The organism is Streptomyces sp. NPDC002619, from assembly GCF_042889305.1.
GTDB lineage: Bacteria > Actinomycetota > Actinomycetes > Streptomycetales > Streptomycetaceae > Streptomyces.
On record NZ_JBIAQV010000002.1, the window covers coordinates 587,883 to 609,195 of the forward strand.

The 21,313-nt window shown below is 69.1% G+C and carries 29 protein-coding genes and 1 tRNA gene; 21 read left to right on the forward strand and 9 right to left on the reverse strand.

Annotated features, from left to right (window positions below):
- Positions 1-260: 260 nt before the first annotated feature.
- From ACFYXB_RS06915 to ACFYXB_RS06945, 7 genes are all read right to left on the reverse strand, one after another.
- Positions 261-1,592 (reverse strand): ABC transporter permease, encoded by a 1,332-nt coding sequence (locus ACFYXB_RS06915; RefSeq protein WP_389578507.1) that lies wholly within the window; start codon positions 1,590-1,592, stop codon positions 261-263.
- Positions 1,589-2,290, reverse strand: coding sequence for an ABC transporter ATP-binding protein (locus ACFYXB_RS06920; protein WP_389578509.1), 702 nt, complete (start codon positions 2,288-2,290; stop codon positions 1,589-1,591). Before ACFYXB_RS06920 ends, ACFYXB_RS06915 begins: the two co-directional genes overlap by 4 nt.
- Positions 2,287-2,820 (reverse strand): PadR family transcriptional regulator, encoded by a 534-nt coding sequence (locus ACFYXB_RS06925; RefSeq protein WP_389578512.1) that lies wholly within the window; start codon positions 2,818-2,820, stop codon positions 2,287-2,289. Before ACFYXB_RS06925 ends, ACFYXB_RS06920 begins: the two co-directional genes overlap by 4 nt.
- Before the next feature lie 82 nt (positions 2,821-2,902).
- Positions 2,903-3,394: a CPCC family cysteine-rich protein gene (locus tag ACFYXB_RS06930; protein ID WP_389578514.1), complete on the reverse strand. Its 492-nt coding sequence runs from the start codon at positions 3,392-3,394 to the stop codon at positions 2,903-2,905.
- Positions 3,395-3,642: 248 nt separating this feature from the next.
- On the reverse strand, positions 3,643-4,401 hold the full coding sequence (locus ACFYXB_RS06935) for a hypothetical protein (protein WP_389578517.1): 759 nt from the start codon (positions 4,399-4,401) through the stop codon (positions 3,643-3,645).
- Between the two features lie 431 nt (positions 4,402-4,832).
- On the reverse strand, positions 4,833-6,068 hold the full coding sequence (locus tag ACFYXB_RS06940) for a helix-turn-helix domain-containing protein (protein ID WP_389578518.1): 1,236 nt from the start codon (positions 6,066-6,068) through the stop codon (positions 4,833-4,835).
- Positions 6,065-6,385, reverse strand: coding sequence for a putative quinol monooxygenase (locus ACFYXB_RS06945; RefSeq protein ID WP_389578520.1), 321 nt, complete (start codon positions 6,383-6,385; stop codon positions 6,065-6,067). Before ACFYXB_RS06945 ends, ACFYXB_RS06940 begins: the two co-directional genes overlap by 4 nt.
- Before the next feature lie 158 nt (positions 6,386-6,543).
- Between ACFYXB_RS06945 and ACFYXB_RS06950 the strand changes: the two genes are divergently transcribed.
- The 16 genes from ACFYXB_RS06950 to ACFYXB_RS07025 all read left to right on the forward strand — a co-directional run bounded on the left by ACFYXB_RS06950 (position 6,544) and on the right by ACFYXB_RS07025 (position 15,773).
- Entirely contained in the window at positions 6,544-6,873 is a 330-nt protein-coding gene (locus tag ACFYXB_RS06950) for a hypothetical protein (protein ID WP_389578523.1), read from the forward strand.
- A gap of 2 nt (positions 6,874-6,875) precedes the next feature.
- The gene (locus tag ACFYXB_RS06955) at positions 6,876-8,216 is read left to right on the forward strand and encodes an FtsK/SpoIIIE domain-containing protein (RefSeq protein WP_389578526.1); all 1,341 of its coding nucleotides are present in this window, start codon (positions 6,876-6,878) and stop codon (positions 8,214-8,216) included.
- 17 nt (positions 8,217-8,233) lie between these two features.
- Positions 8,234-8,413, forward strand: coding sequence for a hypothetical protein (locus ACFYXB_RS06960; protein WP_389578528.1), 180 nt, complete (start codon positions 8,234-8,236; stop codon positions 8,411-8,413).
- A gap of 6 nt (positions 8,414-8,419) precedes the next feature.
- Positions 8,420-9,067 carry a DUF2637 domain-containing protein gene (locus ACFYXB_RS06965; protein ID WP_389578530.1) on the forward strand — a complete coding sequence of 216 codons (648 nt, stop codon included), beginning with the start codon at positions 8,420-8,422 and terminating at the stop codon, positions 9,065-9,067.
- Between the two features lie 21 nt (positions 9,068-9,088).
- Positions 9,089-9,274 carry a mobile element transfer protein gene (locus ACFYXB_RS06970; RefSeq protein ID WP_389578533.1) on the forward strand — a complete coding sequence of 62 codons (186 nt, stop codon included), beginning with the start codon at positions 9,089-9,091 and terminating at the stop codon, positions 9,272-9,274.
- Positions 9,275-9,291: 17 nt separating this feature from the next.
- On the forward strand, positions 9,292-9,606 hold the full coding sequence (locus ACFYXB_RS06975; protein ID WP_389578536.1) for a SpdD protein: 315 nt from the start codon (positions 9,292-9,294) through the stop codon (positions 9,604-9,606).
- Positions 9,607-9,697: 91 nt separating this feature from the next.
- A complete protein-coding gene (locus ACFYXB_RS06980) occupies positions 9,698-9,883 on the forward strand; it encodes a hypothetical protein (RefSeq protein ID WP_389578671.1) in 186 nt (61 codons plus the stop codon).
- A 5-nt stretch (positions 9,884-9,888) separates the two neighbouring features.
- Entirely contained in the window at positions 9,889-10,101 is a 213-nt protein-coding gene (locus ACFYXB_RS06985; protein ID WP_389578538.1) for a hypothetical protein, read from the forward strand.
- Between the two features lies 1 nt (position 10,102).
- Positions 10,103-10,339: a hypothetical protein gene (locus ACFYXB_RS06990; RefSeq protein ID WP_389578540.1), complete on the forward strand. Its 237-nt coding sequence runs from the start codon at positions 10,103-10,105 to the stop codon at positions 10,337-10,339.
- Positions 10,336-11,733, forward strand: a complete 1,398-nt coding sequence (gene repSA / locus ACFYXB_RS06995; RefSeq protein ID WP_389578543.1) for a replication initiator protein RepSA — start codon at positions 10,336-10,338, stop codon at positions 11,731-11,733. Before ACFYXB_RS06990 ends, repSA begins: the two co-directional genes overlap by 4 nt.
- A complete protein-coding gene (locus ACFYXB_RS07000) occupies positions 11,726-11,938 on the forward strand; it encodes an excisionase family DNA-binding protein (RefSeq protein WP_389578546.1) in 213 nt (70 codons plus the stop codon). Before repSA ends, ACFYXB_RS07000 begins: the two co-directional genes overlap by 8 nt.
- Positions 11,938-13,116 carry a tyrosine-type recombinase/integrase gene (locus tag ACFYXB_RS07005; RefSeq protein WP_389578548.1) on the forward strand — a complete coding sequence of 393 codons (1,179 nt, stop codon included), beginning with the start codon at positions 11,938-11,940 and terminating at the stop codon, positions 13,114-13,116. Before ACFYXB_RS07000 ends, ACFYXB_RS07005 begins: the two co-directional genes overlap by 1 nt.
- A 603-nt stretch (positions 13,117-13,719) precedes the next feature.
- The gene (locus ACFYXB_RS07010; protein ID WP_389578551.1) at positions 13,720-14,835 is read left to right on the forward strand and encodes a PP2C family protein-serine/threonine phosphatase; all 1,116 of its coding nucleotides are present in this window, start codon (positions 13,720-13,722) and stop codon (positions 14,833-14,835) included.
- A 162-nt stretch (positions 14,836-14,997) separates the two neighbouring features.
- A complete protein-coding gene (locus ACFYXB_RS07015; RefSeq protein ID WP_351358327.1) occupies positions 14,998-15,222 on the forward strand; it encodes a hypothetical protein in 225 nt (74 codons plus the stop codon).
- The gene (locus tag ACFYXB_RS07020) at positions 15,219-15,533 is read left to right on the forward strand and encodes a hypothetical protein (protein WP_389578554.1); all 315 of its coding nucleotides are present in this window, start codon (positions 15,219-15,221) and stop codon (positions 15,531-15,533) included. Before ACFYXB_RS07015 ends, ACFYXB_RS07020 begins: the two co-directional genes overlap by 4 nt.
- Before the next feature lie 120 nt (positions 15,534-15,653).
- Positions 15,654-15,773, forward strand: a tRNA-OTHER gene (locus ACFYXB_RS07025).
- Between the two features lie 72 nt (positions 15,774-15,845).
- Here ACFYXB_RS07025 and ACFYXB_RS07030 read toward each other — a convergent pair.
- Together ACFYXB_RS07030 and ACFYXB_RS07035 are read right to left on the reverse strand one after the other, a co-directional pair.
- Positions 15,846-16,277 carry a hypothetical protein gene (locus tag ACFYXB_RS07030; RefSeq protein ID WP_389578557.1) on the reverse strand — a complete coding sequence of 144 codons (432 nt, stop codon included), beginning with the start codon at positions 16,275-16,277 and terminating at the stop codon, positions 15,846-15,848.
- 44 nt (positions 16,278-16,321) lie between these two features.
- Positions 16,322-17,191 carry a bifunctional DNA primase/polymerase gene (locus tag ACFYXB_RS07035; RefSeq protein WP_389578559.1) on the reverse strand — a complete coding sequence of 290 codons (870 nt, stop codon included), beginning with the start codon at positions 17,189-17,191 and terminating at the stop codon, positions 16,322-16,324.
- A 376-nt stretch (positions 17,192-17,567) separates the two neighbouring features.
- On the opposite strand from ACFYXB_RS07035, the gene ACFYXB_RS07040 reads away from it, so the two are divergent.
- From ACFYXB_RS07040 to ACFYXB_RS07060, 5 genes are all read left to right on the forward strand, one after another.
- Positions 17,568-17,879 (forward strand): hypothetical protein, encoded by a 312-nt coding sequence (locus ACFYXB_RS07040; RefSeq protein ID WP_389578561.1) that lies wholly within the window; start codon positions 17,568-17,570, stop codon positions 17,877-17,879.
- Positions 17,880-18,062: 183 nt separating this feature from the next.
- Complete coding sequence (locus tag ACFYXB_RS07045; protein WP_389578563.1) at positions 18,063-18,995, forward strand: bifunctional MaoC family dehydratase N-terminal/OB-fold nucleic acid binding domain-containing protein; 933 nt, start codon at positions 18,063-18,065, stop codon at positions 18,993-18,995.
- A 1-nt stretch (position 18,996) separates the two neighbouring features.
- Positions 18,997-19,416: a MaoC family dehydratase gene (locus ACFYXB_RS07050; RefSeq protein WP_351358344.1), complete on the forward strand. Its 420-nt coding sequence runs from the start codon at positions 18,997-18,999 to the stop codon at positions 19,414-19,416.
- On the forward strand, positions 19,413-20,579 hold the full coding sequence (locus ACFYXB_RS07055; protein ID WP_389578565.1) for a lipid-transfer protein: 1,167 nt from the start codon (positions 19,413-19,415) through the stop codon (positions 20,577-20,579). The genes ACFYXB_RS07050 and ACFYXB_RS07055 overlap by 4 nt, the downstream gene beginning before the upstream one ends.
- 169 nt (positions 20,580-20,748) lie before the next feature.
- Entirely contained in the window at positions 20,749-21,306 is a 558-nt protein-coding gene (locus tag ACFYXB_RS07060; protein ID WP_389578567.1) for a SigE family RNA polymerase sigma factor, read from the forward strand.
- The last annotated feature ends 7 nt before the right edge of the window (positions 21,307-21,313 follow it).

Below are 21,313 nucleotides of genomic sequence, written 5' to 3' on the forward strand. Positions count from 1 at the left end.
CCCTTCCACGGCGCGAGGACGGCCCGGGAGGGCGCTCGTGTGTGAGCACCGCATTAGGAGTTCATTGAGAGCTACGTGCGTGCTGCCGCATTGCTACTCCAAGGGCTCAAGGCAGTCCCCCTGCTACCTCCAGGGTCCCGGTGCGTACGCCTCTGTTGCCGTCGTCTTCTGCCGTCAGGAGGCGCAAAGCACCGGCATCCCGCTTCCAGGCCCACATGGAGGCCCTCGGGAATGGGCGCCGCCCTCACATATGCGGCGGGTCACGTGTGCCTCAGCTCCGCGGGCTGTGTCGAGCGGCGTAGCAGGGGCAGCGAGGTCGCCGCGGCCAGCAGGCAGGCGGCGAGCATCAGGGGCGGGACGGCCAGGGCCGAGTACGGCACGGTGAGTCCGTGTCCGGTGAGTGACGCGTACCAGATACCGACGGCCAGCCCGCCGGCGCCCGAGACCAGCAGGGCCGGTGCCAGCGGCAGAGCGGTTTCCAGGAGCACTGCGCGGCTCAGAATCGTCCGCGGCACGCCGGCGGCGACCTGCTGGGCAAGTGTCCGGCGCCGGGTGGCCACGGACTCGGCGGCGCCCACGGCGACCGAGACAAGGACGATCAGGAGGCCGACCAGGACCGCCGCCCCCGCCAGGTCGATCCCGCCGGTGTAGAAGTCCACGTCGGTGGGGGTGTACTCGCTGTGGTTCAGAGTCTCGAGCAGTGCCTCGCGTACGCCCATGAAGCCGGTTCCCACCACCGTCACCAGCAGGACGGCAGCATGGGTGCGCGCCGCCGCCCATGGATCGGCGGACAGCCGCTCGGCGGCGATCAGCACGGCAGGACTCCCGGTGCGCGCCGCGTACCGGCGCCCGGTCAACCGGGCCATGCCACCGCTCACCCACACGGCCCCTGCCCCGATCAGGAGCAGCGCGCCGAACAGGACCAGGGGAACCAGCCCGGCGGACCCGTACGTGAGCGCCAGGACGCCCCCGGCCACGGCCGCCACGACCAGGGCCGTGCCCAGCGCGACCGCCCGGCCCCCGCCCTGTCGGCGCGGCAACCTCCGCACCTCGCCGAGAGGCGAGGCGACCACCCGGCGCAGCGCCGCCAGGCTCGCCGCCATGCCCACGGCCGGTACCGCGAGCATGACGGCGGCCACCACCCACCACAGTCGCGCCGGAGGTCGGCCGGCCCCGAGTACACACCCGGCCACCGCCACGGTGCCCACGACCGAGCCCACCAGGCACGCGGGCCCGGACTCCAGCGCGGCGATCCGCCGCACCCGTCCCGGAGCGGCCCCCGCCAGCCGCAGCCGGGCCATACGGCGGTCGCGGTGCACGGCACCCAGCCGCGCGCACTGCCCGAGGAAGCCGAGGCCGGGGATCAGCAGAAGCAGCAGCGCCAGTACCACACCACGGCGCTCGCCCGGGTTGTTCAGCAGGCCATGGGCGACTGGAAGGTTCGAGTATCCGCGTACGGACGCCACGGCGGCGGCCATCCCGCCGAAGGCGGCGACGCAGGCCGCGCCCACGGCCGTGAGGCCGATCCGCCACCGCTCACGCCGGTCCGAACCACTGGTGAGCAGCCAGGCCAGCCGTAGATCCGCCCTCACTCGGACACCTCCAGTGCGGCCGTACGGCCGTCCGTCAGCCGGATCTCACGGTCGGCGTACGCGGCGACCGTGGCGTCGTGCGTGACCAGTAGCACTGCTGCGCCCAACTGCCGTGCAGCCGAGGTCAGTTCGGTCATCACCTGCTCGCCCGCAAGGGAGTCGAGGGCGCCGGTCGGCTCATCTGCGAACACGACCTTCGGGCCGGTGACCAGGGCGCGGGCCAGTGCGACGCGTTGCGCCTGGCCGCCGCTGAGTTCACCGGGGCGCGCCTCGGCCCTGCCCAGCACACCGAACCGCTCCAGCCACGTACGTGCCTGCCCCTGCGCGGTGCGCCGGTCGGTTCCGTTGAGGACCAGCGGCAGGCAGACGTTGTCGACCGTGGTCAGCTCGGGGATCAGCTGCCCGAACTGGAACACCACCGCGAACTCGGTCCGTCGTAGCTCGCTGAGCCGCTCCTCGGACACATGATCGAGGCGCTCGTCGCGGTACATCACCGGCCCGCGGTCGGGACGGACGATCCCTGCCATGCAGTGCAGCAGGGTGGACTTGCCGCTGCCGCTGGGGCCGGTCACGGCGAGGATCTCCCCGTTGCAGAGCTCGGCGGACGCGCCGCGCAGTGCGGGGGTTGAGCCGTAAGATTTGTACAACTCCCGGGCGGCGAGAAGGGGTTGTCCCGGCGTGGAGTCGGTGGTGCTCACGCTGCGTCGACCTCCGCGGTCAAGGTGACGAGCCGGCCGGCGGTGGTTGTCATCCAGCGCAGGTCGGCGTCGAGGTGGGTGAGGGCGTAGTCCGCCGAGAGCACGGTGGCGAGATCGGCGCCCTGTGCGGACTTCACTGCCGTGAGCTCCCGCATCCGCTGCATGTGTGCGGCCCGCTGCGCCAGCAGGTAGGCCGCCGGGTCACCGGCGGACAGGATCGCGACGACGACCTTCGCGAAGATCTCGTTCGCCACGAACGGCGCGGGCGGCGTGACGGACGCTGCCCAGTCGGCGAGTTCAAGTGCTCCGGCGTCCGTGCGGCGGTACACCGTCCGCTCCGGCCCGCCGTCGGAACCGGTCTCCTCGATCTCGGCAAGCCCGTCCCGGACCAGCCGCTGCAGCGTCGTGTAGACCTGCCCGTAGGCAAGCGGCCGGGCCTGCGGGAAGCGCTCGTCGTGTCGACGTTTGAGGTCGTATCCATGCCTCGGGCCGGTGGCGAGCAGGCCAAGGAGTATGTGGCGGGTGCTCATGGGCAGCAGTATTCACCGAATACATGTAGTCAGTGAATAGCCGGATGAGACTTGCTCAGGTCGAAGGGCTGTGACCTACGTCTCAGCCTGAGGGGAGTGAGGTGAGCCTGCGCCGACACGAGGCCGCGTAACCGTGGTTCCCCGTTGTGTCCCCTCGGAACGGGCACGCAGCGGGCACGATGAGCCCCTCGATGCGAACTACGGGCACGACGGTTGCTGAAGGCTGCCGGGCACGTCGGTCAGCCATCCGAGCCTGATGACAGCTGGCTACGGTCGTCGTGGTTGCTGTACTTCGCTGCTGTATGGCTCTGGCCGGTTCATCGGCAAGGTGAGCACCGAGCATCGCAGGCTTGATGGCTCTGGAACCTTCGGCGGGCTTCGGTAAGACTCGTCGAGCCGTTGGGACCACCACGGATGACGTCCGCACGTGATCGTCCTGTCCGTCGTCCTCCCATCCACACACTTGGCACATTTCGAATCCGCCGCGATGGGTGAGCGTCATGTGGTGACAGCATGGGCAAGGCTCCGTGCCGGTCTCCGGAACCCCATGGTTGTTGACGAATGGAACGGTCACCCCCTCATGATGCCTGGTCGGCGTCCATCGGTTTCGGCGGGAATCAGAAGCCGAAGAAGTGACGGGCCGGGTCCCTGACCTGCGGCCACGTGATCGACCAACGCTGCGACCTGCGATTTAGCTGTCGGCGGTTGTCAGCGTTGGTCGTCGTTGAGTGTCCTGCGACGGCCCCAAGACGGCCCGGCGGATGGGGCGCATCATGTCTTCACCGCTAGCGCCGTATGTAGGTGGGCGTAGCCTCAGAATTCCTATACATCCAGCGCCGTTCGCCTGAGGTTGAACTTATCGGCCACCTTAGCGTCAAAGTCACCAACGATCATGATCGTACTGGTGGCGACCTCGATATAGTCCTGCAATTGGAAGTTATAGCGCTCGCCCTTCTTGGCTTCCGGGACGACGCGCACGAATCGCTCATCGGCAATACCGCGCCGATGAACAACAAGGTTTCGAATTGCTACGCCGCGCTTGAGGGTCTTCCAGTACTCGTCATTTTCATGGATTCTTAGCCCCAGACGCTTCTCTATGTAGCCAGCGATCTCCTCCAGTCCCTTGAAGGAAAGCTGACTGATGCGCCGTTCCGCTGCCCATGCCGCAAACTCTTCAATAGAGGAGTGTGCAAGAACCTCCTCGTATGTCACCTGCTCCTGGCTCTTGAGGAGACTGGGCCTGCTGACCAAGACTTCAGAAAGCACTTCGGATACATATGACAAGAAGTTCTCAACGCACCGAGTCATGCCATATTCGGCGACCATGGGCAGGTTCTTTTTCAGTGTTGCTTTGAAGTGATCGCGTCGCCGATGCCAGTGCGGGAAAAGCATCTCAGGACCGTTGGGGGCGATTTCTGCGAAGGCCACGCCCAGTCGGTCCACCAGGGACTCGAACTCGTTGAAGACCATGTTGGCTGAAGTCATGTAGCGCATCTGGGCGACGTGATGCTTGAAGAAATCCCATGCGGCCGCAGTGGCGACATCAGGAGTAGTGAGCAGCTCGTCTTTTTCTTCTTGCACGCCAAACCCCTCCCTGATATGCATGGCGCGTGCGGCTCAGTCTGACAGACTGGCCCAAGGGCCGCCCAGTTTTACCGCGAGGTCGGTGGAGCGGCTTTGGGCTGGAGCTGCTTTGGCGCGAGTGATCATGGCCCCGTAAGCTTCCGGCGCGTCGGGCAGTCTGTGGACCTGCCCGGTAAAGCACGACGTTGGGGCCATGATCTTCGAGGCTCGCGCCAAAGTGGCTGCCTAAAGCCGTGGAGCCGACCGCCCCAGCCACGACGTGTTCTGACCTCATGCCGCCGGCCAACCCTCACCAGGGCGCGCGTCGGCGCAGCGCGGGCGGAGCGGGCCGAAGGCAGGAGCGTCGCCCGCAGCGGAGCCGGGAGCGCGCCCGGCGGAGCGGAGCGCAGCCGGGGCTTGATGAGGTAGAGAAACCTGTAACAGATCGCTTAGCCAACGGCGCTCCGCTCGGCCAAGCCGCGCAGCGATTCGGGGACTCGGGGCTCTGTGAGCTGGATGAGGTCGCGGATGACCTCGCGCGCCAAGTGATGGTCGTGAATCTGCTCGGGGGTCAAGGCCTCGGCTTCCAAGAGTGCGGCTGTGGCCTCACCGACGTGTCGCCGCTGCGCGTGTGCTCGCGCCACGTCAAGCAGGAAACGTGCCTGCCGCTCCGAGGAAAGTTCCGACGCGTCAACCCGCTGGGCCACCTCTAGGGCAAGACCTGCATCTCCCAGCTCCACAGCCGTACTTACGGCGTGGATCTCGACGTTTGTCGGTCCGAACTCCGTGTCGAAGTCGTTCCGGTCCCCACCCAACCGCGCCGCGATCTCTCGTGCCCGGTCAATGTGCGCGTGCGTTTGCCCTCGATTCCCCTCCCTTGCGTTGATCACTGCGAGGACGAGATTCATGGCGCCGAGAAGCGACAGTTCTTCCGGCGGGCATGCGGGAGCCTCTGCCCGTGGAGCCATGACAGTCACGGCGGACTTCGCTGCCTGCTCGGCTTGCTCCATGTGCTGCTGCCGCATGAAGGCGTGCGCCATGCGGAACAGACTCGCGACCACTTCCAGTGGCTGACCTGCGAGCTCGGCCGCCTGTAGCGCTCGGTCGGCCGCAACCCATGCTGCGTCGGCCTGGTCCTGGCGGGTGAAGCTCGCTGCTGCTACTTGGTACGCCTTGGCCCGCAGCGCGTGCAGCTCTGTTCGGTCTCCCGCCGGCGCGTGCCGTACCGCCGCTTCGATGGACGGCAGGAGCTTCGCGAGGTGATCGCTCAACGCGGCGTAGCTCGATGCATGTGCGAGCGACCACGCCTTGTCGACGCTCTGACGGAAATCGGCGAGCGCCGGGGTCGGCTCAGCCGGGGGTTGGTCGAAGAGGCTGCCCAGTGCTGGGTGACCGGTGAGCGCTACGCGTAGCCCGTCAAGGTCGTTGCTCTCCGTCGGCTCCTCTGGCTCGGCTTCCTCCGCCGGGGCAGCGTCCGGCCGTAGCTCGCGCACGGGTGCGTTGAGCGCATCGGCGAGAGCTTGAAGGACCGACAACCGTTCTACGGGTTGCACGCCTCTTTCGACCTGCGACACCCAGCTCTCTGAGCGCCCCATCGCGGCGGCAAGGTCGCTCTGCGACATGCCTGCGGCGCGGCGCAGCTCCTTAACCCTCTGGCCGACGGCCTTGGTGTCGTAAGTCGTCACTTCTCGGCCTCGGTCGGGTACTTGCCGGCGTATGGCTGGAGGCGGTCAACCTCGGTCTTCTCGATGTACTTGGCGCGCTCCGTCAGGAAGTGACGCGTGTGGGGCTGGCGCTCGTGCTCCTCGAAGGCGGCGCGATCGGCGTACAGCTCGAAGAAGATCCGCTCATTGGGCGCGCCCTCGACCTCGTGGCACGCGTAGACGAGAGTGCCGGGCTCGTGCGCCCGGATGCCTGCGGCGGTCTCTCGGATCAGTGCGTCAAACGCCTCGCCGGCGCCCTCGCGCAGCGTGAAGCGAACAAAAAGCCCGTAGTTGGCCATTTCCTTCTCCTTCTCCGTCGCATCCAGTCTCGCAGACCTGGAGTTCTGCTACTAGTCGCAGTTTTTCTGTTGACTCGCAGTTTTCCTGTGGATACGGTCGTAGTGAAGCTGCTACCTGAAGCGATCGGGTGGCTCAACTGCCATGCGGAGGAGACGCAATGCCGTCCTTCAAGATTGATCTTTCGACCGCTGTGGTGTTCGTGGCGACCGCGCCGGCGCCGAAGCTGGTCAGCCAGAAGACCGGTGAGCGGGCCGTGGACCGGGAGACCGGTGCGGGCCTGTCCACCGTGGGCCTGCTGGTCTCGGACGAGGGGGAGGGGAACCTCTACCAGGTCACCATCCCCGAGACGGGTCTCCCGGAGGGTCTGGCGCCGGGAACGCCGGTCAAGGTCGTGGGCCTGAAGGCTCGTGACTGGGAGAACGAGTTCAACGGGCAGAAGCGGCACGGGATCTCGTTCCGTGCGGTCGCGGTCACGTCGGCGGTCTGACCATGACGGACCTGACGATGTGGCTGGAGGCCACGGGAGCCTTAGCGGGGGCCGGCGGTCTGGGCTATGCGAAGGTACGCGCTCCGCGCGTGTACTGGTCGCTGGTCGGACTGCCGGTCACCTGGGGCCGGTTCACGATCACCTACCGCTCGACGATGGACGTGTGCGGGCTGACGGTGCAGCCGTCGCGTCTGCGGGCGTTCATCACGAAGAACGTGGCCCATCGTGAGGTGCTGCCGGTCCCGCCGAAGGTCCGCCGGGTTCGCGGTACGTCGACGGGGCTGCGGGTGACGCTGCGGCTTCCCGCCGGCCTGGAGCCGGCCGATCTGGTGGCCGCCTCCGAGCGGCTGCGGCACGCCTGGGGCGTGCACTCGGTGACCATCGCCGAGACCAAGCCCGGGTACGTCGAGCTGCGCATGACCGGCTATGACGTGCTGCGCCGGGTCCAGATGCCGCGCGGGGCACGCCCGGAGGGCCTGGCGGTTCCGGTGGCGCTGCGGGAGGACGGGACCGCGTTCGTCCGCGACTACCGCAAGGTGCCCATGGCGCTGACCCTGGGCGCCAACAACTCCGGAAAGTCCGTCTACCAGCGAAACCTGATCAAGGGTTTGGCGCGGCTGCCGGTGGCGCTGGTCGGGATCGACTGCAAGCGCGGTGTCGAACAGTCCGCCTACGCGCCTCGACTGTCGGCCCTGGCCACCAACCCGGACGACTCCGCGTCGCTGCTGGATGTACTGGTGGCGGAGATGGAATCCCGCTTCGACCTGCTGAGCCTGCACGGCGTCTCCGACGTGTGGGACCTGCCCGAAGGCTTGCGGCCGGTGCCGGTCGTCGTCCTGGTCGACGAGGTGGCGGAACTGTTCCTGATCGCCTCCCGCAAGGATGAGGAGCGGCGGGAGCGGATCGTCACCTCGTTGATCCGGCTGGCACAGATGGCCCGCGCGGTCGGCATCCACCTGGAGATCTGCGGCCAGCGCTTCGGCTCGGAGCTGGGCAAGGGCGCCACCATGCTGCGCGCTCAGCTCACCGGCCGGGTGGTGCACCGGGTCAACGACAAGCAGACCGCTGAAATGGGGCTCGCCGACGTGGCCCCGGACGCGGTCCTGGCCGCCGGTCTCATACCGGCCGAACGCCCCGGAACGGCGGTCGCGGCCGATTCCTCCGGGGGCTGGGCGAAGATCCGCACCCCGCACACCTCACGCGAGGAAGCACACGCGGTGTGCCGGGAGTTCGCCCACCTCGTCCCCGACTTCCCCGCCCTCGATCCCTTCCGTCCGCACGTGCCCGCCGACGCCCCGGCGTCCGGATCGCCCGCGGTCAAGCCGCTGCCGGTCACGGACTGAAAGGGGGAGAGCCCGTCATGGCCACACGTAAGAACGCCAAGCCCAAGCCCCCCTGCTGCCCTGACTGCAACGGCAAGGGGGAGATCGCCGAAACCGTCCGCGTCGGTGCCCGCAAAGGTCGTGTCACCAGTGATCGGCAAGCGGCCCTGTGCCTGACCTGCCTGGGCACCGGCGAAGCCGCGGCCAGTGAGGAGTGATCCGCCGTGAACCGCTCGATCCGCCCCGATGCAGTCCTGATCCAAGCCGTGATCGCCGGTGCGCTGTCCTTCGCGCACCTGCATGATCTGGCTGCGGCGGCGGGACAGTCCGGGTGGAAGGCGTGGGCCTATCCGGTCTCGGTCGACCTGCTGTTGGTCGCCGCCTGGCGGAGGCTGCGCACCGGCCGGGACCGCTCGTCCTGGACCTGGTTCGCGATTGCTCTGTGCGCCTCGCTCGGCGCCAATGTCGCCACGGCCGGCCTGCTCGACATGGACCACGTGCCGGCCTGGCTGCGCATCCTCGTCGCCGGCTGGCCCGCCCTCGCTTTCCTCGGCGGAACCCTCCTGGTCCACGCTCCCACTCCGAACGCCCCGGAACCGGAACCGAACCCCGGACCGGTGTCGCCACAAGTCGAGATGCACCGCACCGACACACCCGAACCGGTACCGGCGGCGGAACTGGCCCCGGCACCACCCAAGCCAGCCACTGCCACCCCGGCTGTTCCGTCGGCACTGCTCGATCACGCGCGGTCGATCGCCGACGCGCACCGGAACACGACGGGCGAGCCGATCACCGCCGGCGCGCTCACCGCCCGGCTCGGCCTGCCCGCCTCGACCTGCCAGGCAATCGCCGCCCAACTCCAACTCACCTGACCCCGAAAGAGGTTCCGCCCGATGCGCCCGAATCGCTTCTACGGCGTGGTGCAGATCGGGCCGGTCAAGGTCGGCTCCTACAACAACGGCCGTGGCCAGACCCGGCACACCGCTGCCTGCACTGCCCCCGGCTGTGGCTTCTCCACCGAGCACCGCGACCGCTCGGCCGCTGAACTCGCCGCCCGCACCCACCGCTGCAACGCCTGACCGAGAGGAGATCCGCCGTGTTCACCCCGAAGTACCCGACCCCGGACACCGCCCCCACCCCGACCACCATGGCGCAGCCGCCCACCGCGACTGCCCCGGTTCCCGCTCCGCAGACAAGCCCGGTCCCGGTCGCCCCGGCGCCGAACCGGCCCACTGTTCAGCTCACCCCGGGCAGCGCGCTCGCCCTCGCCGCCGGTGGCGGGGCTGTGGTCCTGGTCGTCGGCGCGGTCCTGGTCTCCATGCTCCTGGCCGTTGCCATCACCGCCATGTCGGTGGCTGTGGTCGCGGTCGTCCTCAAGTCGCTGTTGAAGGACCTCGACAAGCAGCGCTGAACGGCCCCGGGGCGGCTCTCTCGCCAAAGATCCGCCGCCCCGGTGCCTGCACCTCTTCCTGATCCAACGGACCCGAAAGGGAAGCCCCATGATGCCCCAGCACGCCCCGAGCACGCGCGTCTGCCGTGACTGCGACGGCTTCGCCACCGTCGCGATCACCACCGGTACCCGCAACCTGGACGGCACCCGCGCCACCCTCACCGTCGCCTGCCTGGCCTGCCGCGGCACCGGCCACGCCACCCCCGCCACGGCCTCGACCGTTCCGGCCGGGAGGTGAGTGGCATGTTCCGCAAGCTCCCCGCCGACCTCACGCCTACCGAGGACCGCCCCGGTCTGCGCGTCCGCGGCGGCACCCAGTACACCCGCGCACAGGGCGACTACGTGTGCGGCGGCTGCGGCGCCGAGGACCACGCCAACGGCGACGACGACGTCAAGGCCCTGGTGGCGGACTACACCGACAACCACGGCCCCGCGCACGCGAAGGGGGGCAAGTGAGGTGAAGAGTCTTACGACCTCGATCCACATCGAGCCGGACACCCGCTTCCGTGTCACATCCTTCGCCGAGCACGCCAACCCCTTCGTCAGCCTCCGCATCGGGGGTGACTTCATCGAGGTCGCGTTGATCGCGTCTCTTGGCACCTCCGAGGCCCTGCGCAACCTGGCCGCCGCAGCCATCGACGCGGCTAACGCCCTGGACACCATGGCCACAGACGTGCCGGAGGCGCTCGCGTGACCGACACCGCCACCACGGCAGGCCTGGACCCGGCCACCCTTGGCGACCTGCTGAGGCTGGCCGGGTCCCCCGGCTTCGACCGCATCCAAGAACAGCTCCGCCGCACCGGCGGCTGCACCGACCCGATCCGGCTCATGGGCTCGACCGTCACGCGCGACGCGGCCACTGGGCAGGTGCTCCACTCCTACTCGACCGACGCCGAACCCGGCGGTGTCCTCCGCGTGGCCTGCGGGAACCGGCGTGCCTCGCGCTGCCCGGCCTGCGCCTGGACCTACGCCGGCGACACCTACCACCTCATCCGCGCCGGCCTCGTCGGCGATCCCGACAAGGGAACCCCGCACACGATCCGGGACCACCCCCGGGTCTTCGCCACCTTGACCGCGCCGTCGTTCGGCCCTGTCCACAACCGGCCCGGCAACCGGCCCTGCCGCTGCGGTACCCATCACGCCGAGGACGCAGCCGAACTGGGCACCCCGCTCGACCCGGACTCCTACGACTACGCGGGCGCCGTGCTGTGGAACAACCACGCCTCCGACCTGTGGCGCTACTTCACGATCTACCTGCGCCGCGAGATCGCGAAACGGGCCGGCCTCACCCAGAAAGCCGCCCACGAACAGTCCCGCGTCTCCTTCGGCAAGGTCGCCGAGTACCAAAAGCGCGGGGCCGTCCACTTCCACGCCGTGATCCGCTTCGACGGACCCGAGGGACCCGACACCCCGCCCCCCGTCTGGGCCACCCTCGGCCTGCTCGCCGACGCCATCCACGCCGCAGCCGCCCGCGTCACGGTCGACGTGCCGCCCGCCGGTGACCAACCCACACGCACCCTTCGGTGGGGCACGCAGCTCGACGTCCAGCCGATCGGCGCCTTCGGCCACGGTGAGGAGATCACCGAACAGGCTGTCGCCTCCTACGTCGCCAAGTACGCCACGAAAGCCGCCGAGACGACCGGCACCGTGGACCGCCGGATCGGTAACAAGGAAGCCCTCACCCTGCTCGAGGTGCCCGACCACCCGCGCCGGCTGATCGAGGCCTGCCTCGACATCCACCCGCTCTACCCGGACCGGAAGTTACGGGACTGGGCCCACATGCTCGGCTTCCGCGGCCACTTCTCCACCAAGTCCCGCCGCTACTCCACCACCCTCGGCGCCCTGCGCCAGGTCCGCGCCGACTACCGCGCAGCCCAGCAACGCGCCGCCCTCGGCCTGCCCGACCCCGACGACGACCCGGAGGCAACCACGCTCACCCTCGCCCACTGGACCTACGCCGGCCACGGCCACACCCCCGGCGAATCCTGGCTCGCCGCCACCATCCGCCGCGACATCCAACTCAACCGCGAAACCGCCCAAGAAGCCTTGGCAGACCTGCGTCAGGAAGGAGAGCACGATCATGAATGAGCGCTACCTCAGCGTTGGCCAGGTCGCCGAAGTCCTCGGGACGTCCGTGCGCTTCCCCCGGCGCCTGATCGAAGAGCGGCGCATCGCGTACGTCAAGGTCGGCCGTCACGTACGCATCTCGGAAAGCGCCGTACGCAAGTTCATTGCCGCCAACACCGTGGAGCCGATCGACTTGCGGCCGACGCATCTGGGGAGGGCTGCCTGATGGCCGGCAAACGCCAATCCCGCCGGACCTTCGGTCGTGTCCGGAAGCTTCCCTCCGGCCGCTTTCAAGCCCGGTACCCAGGGCCTGACGGCGCGCTCCGGCCCGCTGATCGAACGTTCGCCACGTCCACGGACGCTGACCGATGGCTCATGAGGAAGCGCATCGAGATCGAAGAGGGACGCTGGCTCGACCCGGCTGAAGGGCAGACGACCGTACGCGACTGGGCGGCCCGTTGGTTCGCCGCTGTCTCCCCGCAGCTCAAGCACACGACTCAAGCGTCGTATCGATCCCTGATCAATTCGGTGATCAATCCGACGCTCGGCGACCATGAGCTGTCGAGCCTCCGGCCGATCACGATCGCCGAGTGGGTTGGTGGGATGAAGAGCAAGGGGCTCAGTGTTTCGCGCATCAGGCAGGCGTACCGGGTGCTGTCGCAGATCATGCGGTCGGCGGTCGACAACGACATGATCCCGCAGACGCCATGCCGGGGCGTGAAGCTGCCTCGGATGCCGCAGACGGAGCCACATATCCTCACCCCGCTCGAAGCCTCGCGGATCGTACGAAGTGCAGCCAAGCCGCATGATCTGCTGATCGCGCTCCTCGCGTACGCGGGCCTGCGTGTCGGCGAGGCGTTCGCTCTTCGGCGCGTGGACATCGACGTGTCCGGCCGACTTGTCCTGGTGGATGAGAACCTCGCCGAAGCGGACGGCACCTTGGTCTTCGACACTCCCAAGTCGCACCAGAAGCGGCTCCTTCGCGTTGGCCCGTCGCTCGCGAAGCGGCTCGGGAAGCATCTGGAGACCCTGCCCGGCGGGGATGACGCGCTCCTGTTCACGACGCCCGGCGGACAGCCGCTGCGCTATAACCAGTGGCGCAAGGCGTACTTCAACCGTGCCGTCTCGGCTGCCGGGCTGAGCGATGTGACCCCGCACGATCTCCGTGCCTCACATGGGACGTGGGTTGCCGACCGGTACGGCGTGATGACTGCCGCTCACCGGCTCGGCCATTCGAACGCGAGCGTCACGACCCGGCACTACGCTCGCCCGGTCGCCGGTCGTGATGATCAGGTGGCAGAAGCGGCGGACTCCTGGCTCAACGGGCACGATCACGAGCCTGGGGCACGTAGCGGGCACGACGACGATGACGACGGCTCCGCCGGGGTGCTCGCACCCATCTGACCTGCGGTGGAGCCATCGGCCTACATGGTCGGGCAAAGGTCTTGAAAACCGTCGTGGCAGCGATGTCACCGTGGGTTCAAATCCCACCGCCTCCGCGCAGGTCATAAGCGTTGCAGGTCAGGAGGGGTGCCCTTGTCTGGAGGGCACCCCTTCTGTGTTCACCCTGTCTCACCCTGATTCGGCGGTATCCCACCTCGCGACCTGACTGGCCGTCATGTGGCGGAAGTTCGTGACCGCCGGTCCTCGATCGCTGTTGTTCTGATCGTGCAGATGATGTGTGCCCGGATGTGTAAGCGGGAGAGCCGGACGGGGTGCTGCTGCGGGTTGGCCACAGGTTCAGCCGGGCTGATCTGCGGCGGCGGATGCGGAACCAGGTGCGGGCATTGCACCCATGAGGCGCGCTGTGACCGGCCTACTCGGCGAGCTGCCAGCCGTTCTTCCGCCCGACGGGCGCCGAGGCCGCTGAACCGTCCCCTCCAGCCCGCGCTTGCAGGCGCGCGGGCCGCCCGTGTGACCTGCCCAGTTCCACGGCAAGGGGAGTACCGCCGTGGCTCGCGGGGCCTATCGTGAAAAGAGAGGTCAGTGGGTCGAGGTGAAACAGACATGATGGAACAGGAGATCGGCTGCAAAGCGGTGTTCCAGGCCCTTCCCGGGGCGGCGGCCCTCCTGACCCTGCAGCTGGTCTATGCGGACGTCAATGAGACTTGGCTGCGCCTCCTGGGCCGCACCCGTGAGCAAGAAATCGGCCGCTACATGCCCGACGATTTCGCCGACCGCCCGAACCACCCCGACGTAGCTTTGTTGCGCAATGTCGTGGCGTCACTACGCCGGGTGGCGGAAACCGGCGAGCGCGAGACCATGGAGCTGCAGCGGTTCGACCCGCCGGACCCCGGTCGGCCCGTGGGCGGAGACGAGCGCTACTGGAGTCTGACCAACATTCCCCTCTTCGGGCCGGACGGGCGGGTGGCGATGCTGCTGCACCGGGTGGAGGAGGTCACCGAACTCATCCGCGCCCGCGAAGTCGCGTTGAGCCTGCAAGAGGCGATGCTGCCAGCTCCTCGCCCGGTTGGACGCCATCCGGTGGCCGTGCGCTACCGGCCGGCCGTCGGCGCGCTGTACGTGGGCGGTGACTGGTACGACCTGGTCGATCTGCCCGGTGAACGGCTCGGGGTCGCCGTGGGCGACGTGGTCGGTCACGGGCTGTCCGCGGCGGGCGTCATGGGGCAACTGCGCAGCGCGCTCAGCGCCGCATCCCGCGCCGCCCACGGTCCCGCCCGGGCCCTGGAAGTCCTCGAGCTGTACGCACGCTCCGTCGCCGGCGCCGAGAACGCCACAGTGGCCAACGCGTTCGTCGACTGGGACACCCACGACATCACCTACAGCAGCGCCGGCCACCCCCCGCCGGCCCTTCTGCAAAGCGACGGCACCGTCCAGTTCCTGGACCAGGCCACCGACCCCCCACTCGGCGCCTGTCCTCAACCTGCCCCCCGGCTGCAGGCCACCGTGCCCTTCGCCGAGGGCGCATGCCTCGTGCTGTACACCGACGGCTTGGTCGAACGCCGCGGTGAAGACATCGACACCGGCCTCGCGCGGCTCGCCGGCTCCCTGGCCCGCCACCAGAGAGCCGACCCCGAAACCCTCGCCGACGCCCTGCTGGCCGACCTGCTCCCGCCCGGCGGCGTCACCGACGACACCGCCCTTGTCATCGTGCACCTATGACCCGGCCCGCAACGCGCCCAGTCAGACCACATCGATGCCTGTGCACGTGACTGGCCAACTGAAACGCCAAAAGGCCAACTACCGGGCTCAGTCACAGTCGTTCACGAGCAGGAGTCTATGTCCGCTTGCCCCGGAATTCGAACACGCGCTCTAATCGACGGTATGGGCAGGCACCGAGTCGACCACCCCACCGAAATCCAAGAGCGGATCCTCCGCCACATCCGCGAACAGATCATCGAGCGCGGCGAAGCGCCGACCCTGCAGGAGATCGGCGCAGCCATGGGCCTGAGGAGCCGTTCGACCGTGCACTATCACCTGGTCGAACTGGAGACGAAGGGCGCCATCGTCCGCGACCCCGGCCGCAGCCGCGGCATCCGGCTGGCGTGATGGAACCGGCCGCGCCCAACGCCGGGCGTTACCACCTCGTCCTCGCCTCCGTCGGCCGCCCGGTACAGCACGGCTGGTGGTCCGACGAGGCCGTGGCGCGCGGCAAGTTCGTGTCCTGGGTGGGTGAGTACGGCACCATGCCCGATGCCCGTCTGGTCCTGGCCGACGAGGCCGAGGCTCGCCCGCTGGCCGTGTGGCCGGACGAGCCCTGGGGCTACCCGGCCGGATCCGCCTCGCCATGCCACACTGCCCGCTTCACCGCCTCGTACCGCGACAACGCCACGGCGCAAGGAATACGTCGGGTGGTGTGACTGCCGTCCCCAACCTTCTCCAAGCCCTCCCCACGGATACGGACTGAAGAGCGGCCGCTCGCGGCACCGGAGCGAACAGCGGGCCTGCGCTGTGGCCATCCTCTGGCCAGGGCACGGCTTGTAAGGCACGTGCAGTTGGGAAAGGAGCACGTCACACATGGTCCGAGGACCGACTGTCGGGCGGTCTTGAAAACCGTCGTGGCAGCGATGTCACCGTGGGTTCAAAACCCACCGCCTCCGCACAGGCCATGAGCCTTGCACGCCAGAAGGGGTGCCCCTCGGCGAGGGGCACCCCTTCTGGCATGCCTGTCCCTAAAGCTCGTAGTCCCGGGCCAGTTCCTCCCAATCCAGCCCCCGCAGCCCCGCGTCCGCGTCGCAGCCGGAAGGCACCTGTGGGTCGGGCTGGAACCAGATGACCGTGAGCGTGGAGCGGTACAGGACCGGGTCGTGGGTGGGAGTGAGCGCCGTGGAGTGGAAGTTGCCGACGCACGCCACCGGCGGGAGGACCTCCACGGGGCTGAGGGCGCCGGCGTACTGGTCGGGGTGTTCGCGTGGGGGCGGGACCAGGTGGACGGGCGTGGTGGGGAAGGTGTGCTCGGCGGTGCGGAGCAGGGCCTTGATGCGCAGGTCGTTGAGGGGCTTGCACGGGTAGCCCGCCAGCATCCCGCCGTACGTCGACGAGAGGCGCAGCTCCGCGAGGTCGACGGAGCGGCCGGAGGTGAGGACGACTCGGGTCAGGGACATGGGGCACACCCTAGGGACGGGCGGGTGGTCGGGCTCGTGGGTTGTTACGGGCGATGTCCCGTCATGCGTGCGGCCGACGCGATCGTCGCTCGGGCCTCGCGTTCCGTCAGGCCCGTGTTGAGGGCCGCGTCGATGAGCGGAGCGACCAGGGCGCGGCCGATGCCGTTCTCGTAAGCGCGGCAGGCCGCCCAGAAGAGGCGGGTGTTGCGTTGGCCCTCGTGGGCGGCGAGGACGAACTGGACCAGGCCCTGGCCGCGGTCGCCGACCGAAGGGTGCGTCGCCGGGTGAGTGGGACGCGGGGGTGGGGTGAGCAGGCGGAGGAGAGCGGGCGGGCAGGGGGCGGGGGCGAGGTGAGCCGTTCCGGGAGCGGTGCCGTAGGCGCCGTACTCGGTACGGGAGCCGGGGCCGACGAGGTAGCCGCCGGCGCCGCGGATGTCGATGCCGGGGGCCAGTCGGCCGGCCGAGTTGGGGACGACGACGTCGGGCGGGCCGGTGAGCCACAGGTGGCGGCCGCCGCTCGGGGTGAGGATGACGACCGTCTCCGGGATCGTGAACAGGTGCCGCAGGGCCAGTTCGCGCAGGGCGGCCGAGGAGTCCGTGCCGGACTTGGTGTCGAGGTCGATGCCGATGAGGTGGTGCGGGGGCAGTCCGCACGCGATGCCGTAGCCCGTCGCCCAGGGTGCGGCGGCGAACAGTCGGCGGATGCGGACCGGGTCGGTCGAGGCGTCGTACACGCCGTGTCCGAAGCGGCCGCACTCTCCGTGGCAGGGGCCGGGGTCGGGTTGGCCCCGGTGGGGGGAGCGCAGGGCCGGGAGTTTCGTCCGGGACAGGGGGATGACGGCCAGTCCGCGTTCGGCGGCTGACAGGGCGTGTGCGAGGGCCAGCGTCGTGGCCTGCCGGTCGGTGGTGGCCATGCCTCCATGTTCGTACGTACGTTCGAAAAAGGGAAGAGGGGGCGGCGGCGACGCGCCGGAGTGAACAAGTTGGCCAGAAAAGTGCCGGAACGGTTCCCCTCTTGCGGTGCTTGGGGTGCAAGTGTCCGTGCTGGTCATGAATGGGATGGGAGATCATCAAAAGTGGCGATAGGGGTTTATCGACTTGTCATCACGCTTGAGGACGAATCGCTCCTTCCAGGGTGGTTCGCCGGGGATTCGGTGGGCAACTCTGGATTCGCGACGTCGTGATCCACCGCCGGGGCGGTCGGCCAACTTCCCTGGTATCAGCCGTACTTCACGCACTTCACGTACTTCCGGCCACGAGGCCGACGAGTACTTGTTCTGGAGGAACAACATGGCAAGCATCCGTACCGCCCGCGTTCTCGCCGCCGTCTCCGCGCTTCCGCTCGCAGCCGCCCTGTTCACCGGCGTCGCGGCCGCGGCCAACGGCGCCCTCGCGGACGACGGATCGAACGCCGGCGTGGCGAGCATCGTCGGCAGCGGGGTCGGCCACGACAACAACGGCAACTCGTCCACCACGCAGCAGAACGCGGTCGGCTCCGGTGCCTCGAACCAGAGCAACACCGCGCAGGTCAACGGCTCCGCCTCCACCGCGATCCAGCAGGGCAACGAGAACGTCGTCATCCACTTCACCCGCCTGTGGTGACCCAGGCCTGAAGTCTCTGGTGGGGTGTGCTCTTTGGGGTCGTAACACGTCTGTGCGGCGGCACTTCGGTGCCGCCGCGCAGGCGTTTTTCTTGACAGGGACCACTTTCTGACGGACAGTCAGAAACTGTCATTCGTACCGGTCCGGGACGCGGCCCGTACGAGGTCGGAAGGGGGCGACACGGTGGAGGGTCCGCCGGACGACCTGTGGGTGCGACTCAAGGCGTACGAGGGGCAGCGCGCCGCCGTCGCCGGTGTCGGCAAGGATCCGGTCAACGTGCCGATGATCCGGCACTGGTGCGAGGCGATGGGCGACACGAACCCGGCCTACGAAGGGCCGGACGCCGTGGCCCCGCCCACCATGCTCCAGGCGTGGACCATGAGCGGCCTGTCCGGACACGAGGGACGCACGGGCGCGTACGACGGGATGCTCGCCCTTCTCGACGAGGCGGGCTGCACCTCGGTCGTCGCCACCGACTGCGAGCAGGAGTATCTGCGGCCCCTGCGGCCGGGCGACGAGGTCACCTTCGACACGGTGATCGAGTCGGTGTCCCAGCGGAAGACCACCAAGCTGGGCACGGGGTACTTCGTCACGACCCGCACCGACGTCAGGGTGGGCACCGACCTCGCGGGCAGGCACCGCTTCCGCATCCTCAAGTACGCCCCCGCGCGCCGGAAACCCGAGGCATCGAGTGCCCGGCGCCCCCGCCCGGTGATCAACCGGGACAACGCCGGCTTCTGGGAGGGAGTGAACCAGCACCGTCTGCTCATCCAACGCTGCACCGACTGCGGCACACTGCGCCACCCCTGGCTGCCGGGCTGCAACAGCTGTGGCGGCCTGGAGTGGGACACGGTCGAGGCGAGCGGTGAGGGGACGGTCCACTCGTATGTCGTGATGCACCACCCGCCCTTCCCGGCGTTCGACCCCCCTTATGCCGTCGGGCTGATCGAACTGGCCGAGGGCGTGCGGATGGTGAGCAATGTGGTGGGGGTGCCGTACGACAAGGTGCGCATCGGCCTGCCGGTTCGGGTGGAGTTCCGGCGGTACGGGGACGCGGGTGACGGCGAGGGCCTCCAGGTTCTGCCCGTCTTCCGGACGAGCGGGGGTGAGGTCTGACATGGACTCACCGAAGGTGGCGCCGATCGCGGGCGCGGAGCTGCCACCGCTGGAGATCCCGATCACGCGCACCCTGATCGTGGCCGGCGCGATCGCGTCAAGGGACTACCAGGACGTGCACCACGACGCGGAGCTGGCCCGGCGGAGGGGCTCCCCCGACGTCTTCATGAACATCCTGACGACGAACGGCCTGGTCGGCAGATACATCACGGACCACTTCGGCCCGACGGCGGTCCTCCGCAAGGTCGCCATACGACTGGGGGCGCCCAACTACCCAGGCGACACGATGGTGTTGACGGGCAGGATCGAGGCGGTGGACGGCGACACCGCGACGGTCCGGGTGACCGGGGCCAACGGCATCGGCAGGCATGTGACCGGGACGGTGACGGTCACCGTCCCGCACGAGGGCGGCGCGCGATGAGCGTACGCACCCGGGACACGCTCGGCGGACGCGCGGCGATCGCCGGCATCGGAGCCACGGAGTTCTCCAAGGACTCGGGGCGCAGTGAGCTGCGGCTGGCGGTGGAGGCGGTGCGGGCCGCGCTCGACGACGCGGGGCTGACGCCGGGCGACGTGGACGGGCTCGTGACGTTCACGATGGACACCAGTCCGGAGATCACCGTGGCCCAGGCGTGCGGAATGGGGGAGTTGTCGTTCTTCTCCCGGATCCACTATGGCGGCGGGGCGGCCTGCGCGACCGTCCAGCAGGCGGCGCTCGCGGTGGCGACGGGCGTGGCGGAGGCCGTGGTCTGCTACCGGGCGTTCAACGAGCGGTCGGGGCGCAGATTCGGCGCGGGCGTACGGCACCGGGAGCCGACGGCGGAGGGCGTGGCGCTCGGCTGGGCGCTGCCGTTCGGGCTGCTGACCCCGGCCTCCTGGGTGGCGATGGCGGCGCAGCGGTATCTGCATACGTACGGGCTGACCCCGGAGGCGTTCGGACACGTGGCCGTGGTGGACCGCAAGTACGCGGCGACCAACCCGGCGGCGTACTTCCACGGCCGTCCGATCACCCTCGCCGACCACGCGGCCTCCCGCTGGATCGTCGAGCCGCTGCGGCTCCTCGACTGCTGCCAGGAGACGGACGGCGGCCAGGCCCTGGTGGTGACGTCGGTGGAGCGGGCCCGCGATCTGCCGCACCCGCCGGCGGTGATCGCGGCGGCCGCCCAGGGTGCCGGCCGGGCCCAGGAGCAGATGACCAGCTTCTACCGGGACGACCTGACGGGCCTGCCGGAGATGGGCGTGGTGGCCCGGCAGCTGTGGCGCACCTCGGGACTGACCCCGGCGGACATCGATGTGGGGATCCTGTACGACCACTTCACCCCGTTCGTGCTGATGCAGCTGGAGGAGTTCGGGTTCTGCGGCCGGGGGGAGGCGGCGGACTTCGTGGCCGGGGAGCGGCTGCCGCTGAACACGCACGGGGGTCAGCTCGGGGAGGCGTACCTCCACGGGATGAACGGCATCGCGGAGGGCGTACGCCAGGTGCGGGGGACGGCGGTGAACCAGATACCGGGGGCGGGCCGGGTCCTGGTGACGGCCGGGACGGGAGTGCCGACGTCGGGGCTCGTGCTGGCGGGCGAGGGCTGAGTCGTGACGGGCCGACCAGCCGTCCCTCAGGGGTCAACCCGGAGTAGAGGCCGGCCCGTACTCCACCTACAGGAGGTGTAGTCGACCCCAGCCCTACAACCTGAGGCGGACTCTGCTTCGGGACCTGCGGCCGATCCGCAGGACCGGGGGCCGCTCCTAGCGTGGAGCCATGACCACACCCGTCTGCACCAGCGCTTCGGACGCCGCGACCGCGGCCGGGCTGGGCCGCCCGTATCCGTCGTTCTCGTCGTACGTCAGGGCCCGCCAGCCGGTGCTGCTGCGTACCGCCCGGTCGCTGACCGCGAACCCCAGCGACGCGGAGGATCTGCTGCAGACCGCGCTCGCCAAGACGTACGTGGCGTGGGAGCGGATAGAGGACCACCGGGCGCTCGACGGCTATGTGCGCCGCGCGCTGCTCAACACCCGGACGTCGCAGTGGCGCAAGCGCAAGGTCGACGAGTTCGTGTGCGACGAACTGCCCGAGCCGGAGCCCGTGCCCGCCGGGGACGACCCCGCGGAGCGGCAGGCGCTGCACGACGCGATGTGGCGGGCCATCATGAAGCTGCCCGCGCGGCAGCGGGCGATGGTCGTCCTCAGGTATTACGAGGACCTGAGCGAGGTTCAGACGGCCGAGGTGCTCGGCGTCTCGGTGGGCACGGTGAAGTCGGCGGTGTCGCGGGCGCTCGGCAAGCTGCGCGAGGATCCCGAGCTGGGGCTTGCGCGATAGAGGGCGC

Coding starts and splice junctions, on each gene's coding strand:
- ACFYXB_RS06955 (WP_389578526.1), top strand. CDS start 6,876: ATGACGGACCTGACGATGTGGCTGGAGGCCACGGGAGCCTTAGCGGGG.
- ACFYXB_RS07035 (WP_389578559.1), bottom strand. CDS start 17,191: ATGGCCACCACCGACCGGCAGGCCACGACGCTGGCCCTCGCACACGCC.
- ACFYXB_RS07010 (WP_389578551.1), top strand. CDS start 13,720: ATGATGGAACAGGAGATCGGCTGCAAAGCGGTGTTCCAGGCCCTTCCC.
- ACFYXB_RS06960 (WP_389578528.1), top strand. CDS start 8,234: ATGGCCACACGTAAGAACGCCAAGCCCAAGCCCCCCTGCTGCCCTGAC.
- ACFYXB_RS06925 (WP_389578512.1), bottom strand. CDS start 2,820: ATGAGCACCCGCCACATACTCCTTGGCCTGCTCGCCACCGGCCCGAGG.
- ACFYXB_RS07040 (WP_389578561.1), top strand. CDS start 17,568: ATGGCAAGCATCCGTACCGCCCGCGTTCTCGCCGCCGTCTCCGCGCTT.
- ACFYXB_RS07050 (WP_351358344.1), top strand. CDS start 18,997: ATGGACTCACCGAAGGTGGCGCCGATCGCGGGCGCGGAGCTGCCACCG.
- ACFYXB_RS07015 (WP_351358327.1), top strand. CDS start 14,998: ATGGGCAGGCACCGAGTCGACCACCCCACCGAAATCCAAGAGCGGATC.
- ACFYXB_RS07005 (WP_389578548.1), top strand. CDS start 11,938: ATGGCCGGCAAACGCCAATCCCGCCGGACCTTCGGTCGTGTCCGGAAG.
- ACFYXB_RS07030 (WP_389578557.1), bottom strand. CDS start 16,277: ATGTCCCTGACCCGAGTCGTCCTCACCTCCGGCCGCTCCGTCGACCTC.
- ACFYXB_RS06985 (WP_389578538.1), top strand. CDS start 9,889: ATGTTCCGCAAGCTCCCCGCCGACCTCACGCCTACCGAGGACCGCCCC.
- ACFYXB_RS06980 (WP_389578671.1), top strand. CDS start 9,698: ATGCCCCAGCACGCCCCGAGCACGCGCGTCTGCCGTGACTGCGACGGC.
- ACFYXB_RS06970 (WP_389578533.1), top strand. CDS start 9,089: ATGCGCCCGAATCGCTTCTACGGCGTGGTGCAGATCGGGCCGGTCAAG.
- ACFYXB_RS06950 (WP_389578523.1), top strand. CDS start 6,544: ATGCCGTCCTTCAAGATTGATCTTTCGACCGCTGTGGTGTTCGTGGCG.
- ACFYXB_RS07060 (WP_389578567.1), top strand. CDS start 20,749: ATGACCACACCCGTCTGCACCAGCGCTTCGGACGCCGCGACCGCGGCC.
- ACFYXB_RS06945 (WP_389578520.1), bottom strand. CDS start 6,385: ATGGCCAACTACGGGCTTTTTGTTCGCTTCACGCTGCGCGAGGGCGCC.
- ACFYXB_RS07000 (WP_389578546.1), top strand. CDS start 11,726: ATGAATGAGCGCTACCTCAGCGTTGGCCAGGTCGCCGAAGTCCTCGGG.
- ACFYXB_RS07055 (WP_389578565.1), top strand. CDS start 19,413: ATGAGCGTACGCACCCGGGACACGCTCGGCGGACGCGCGGCGATCGCC.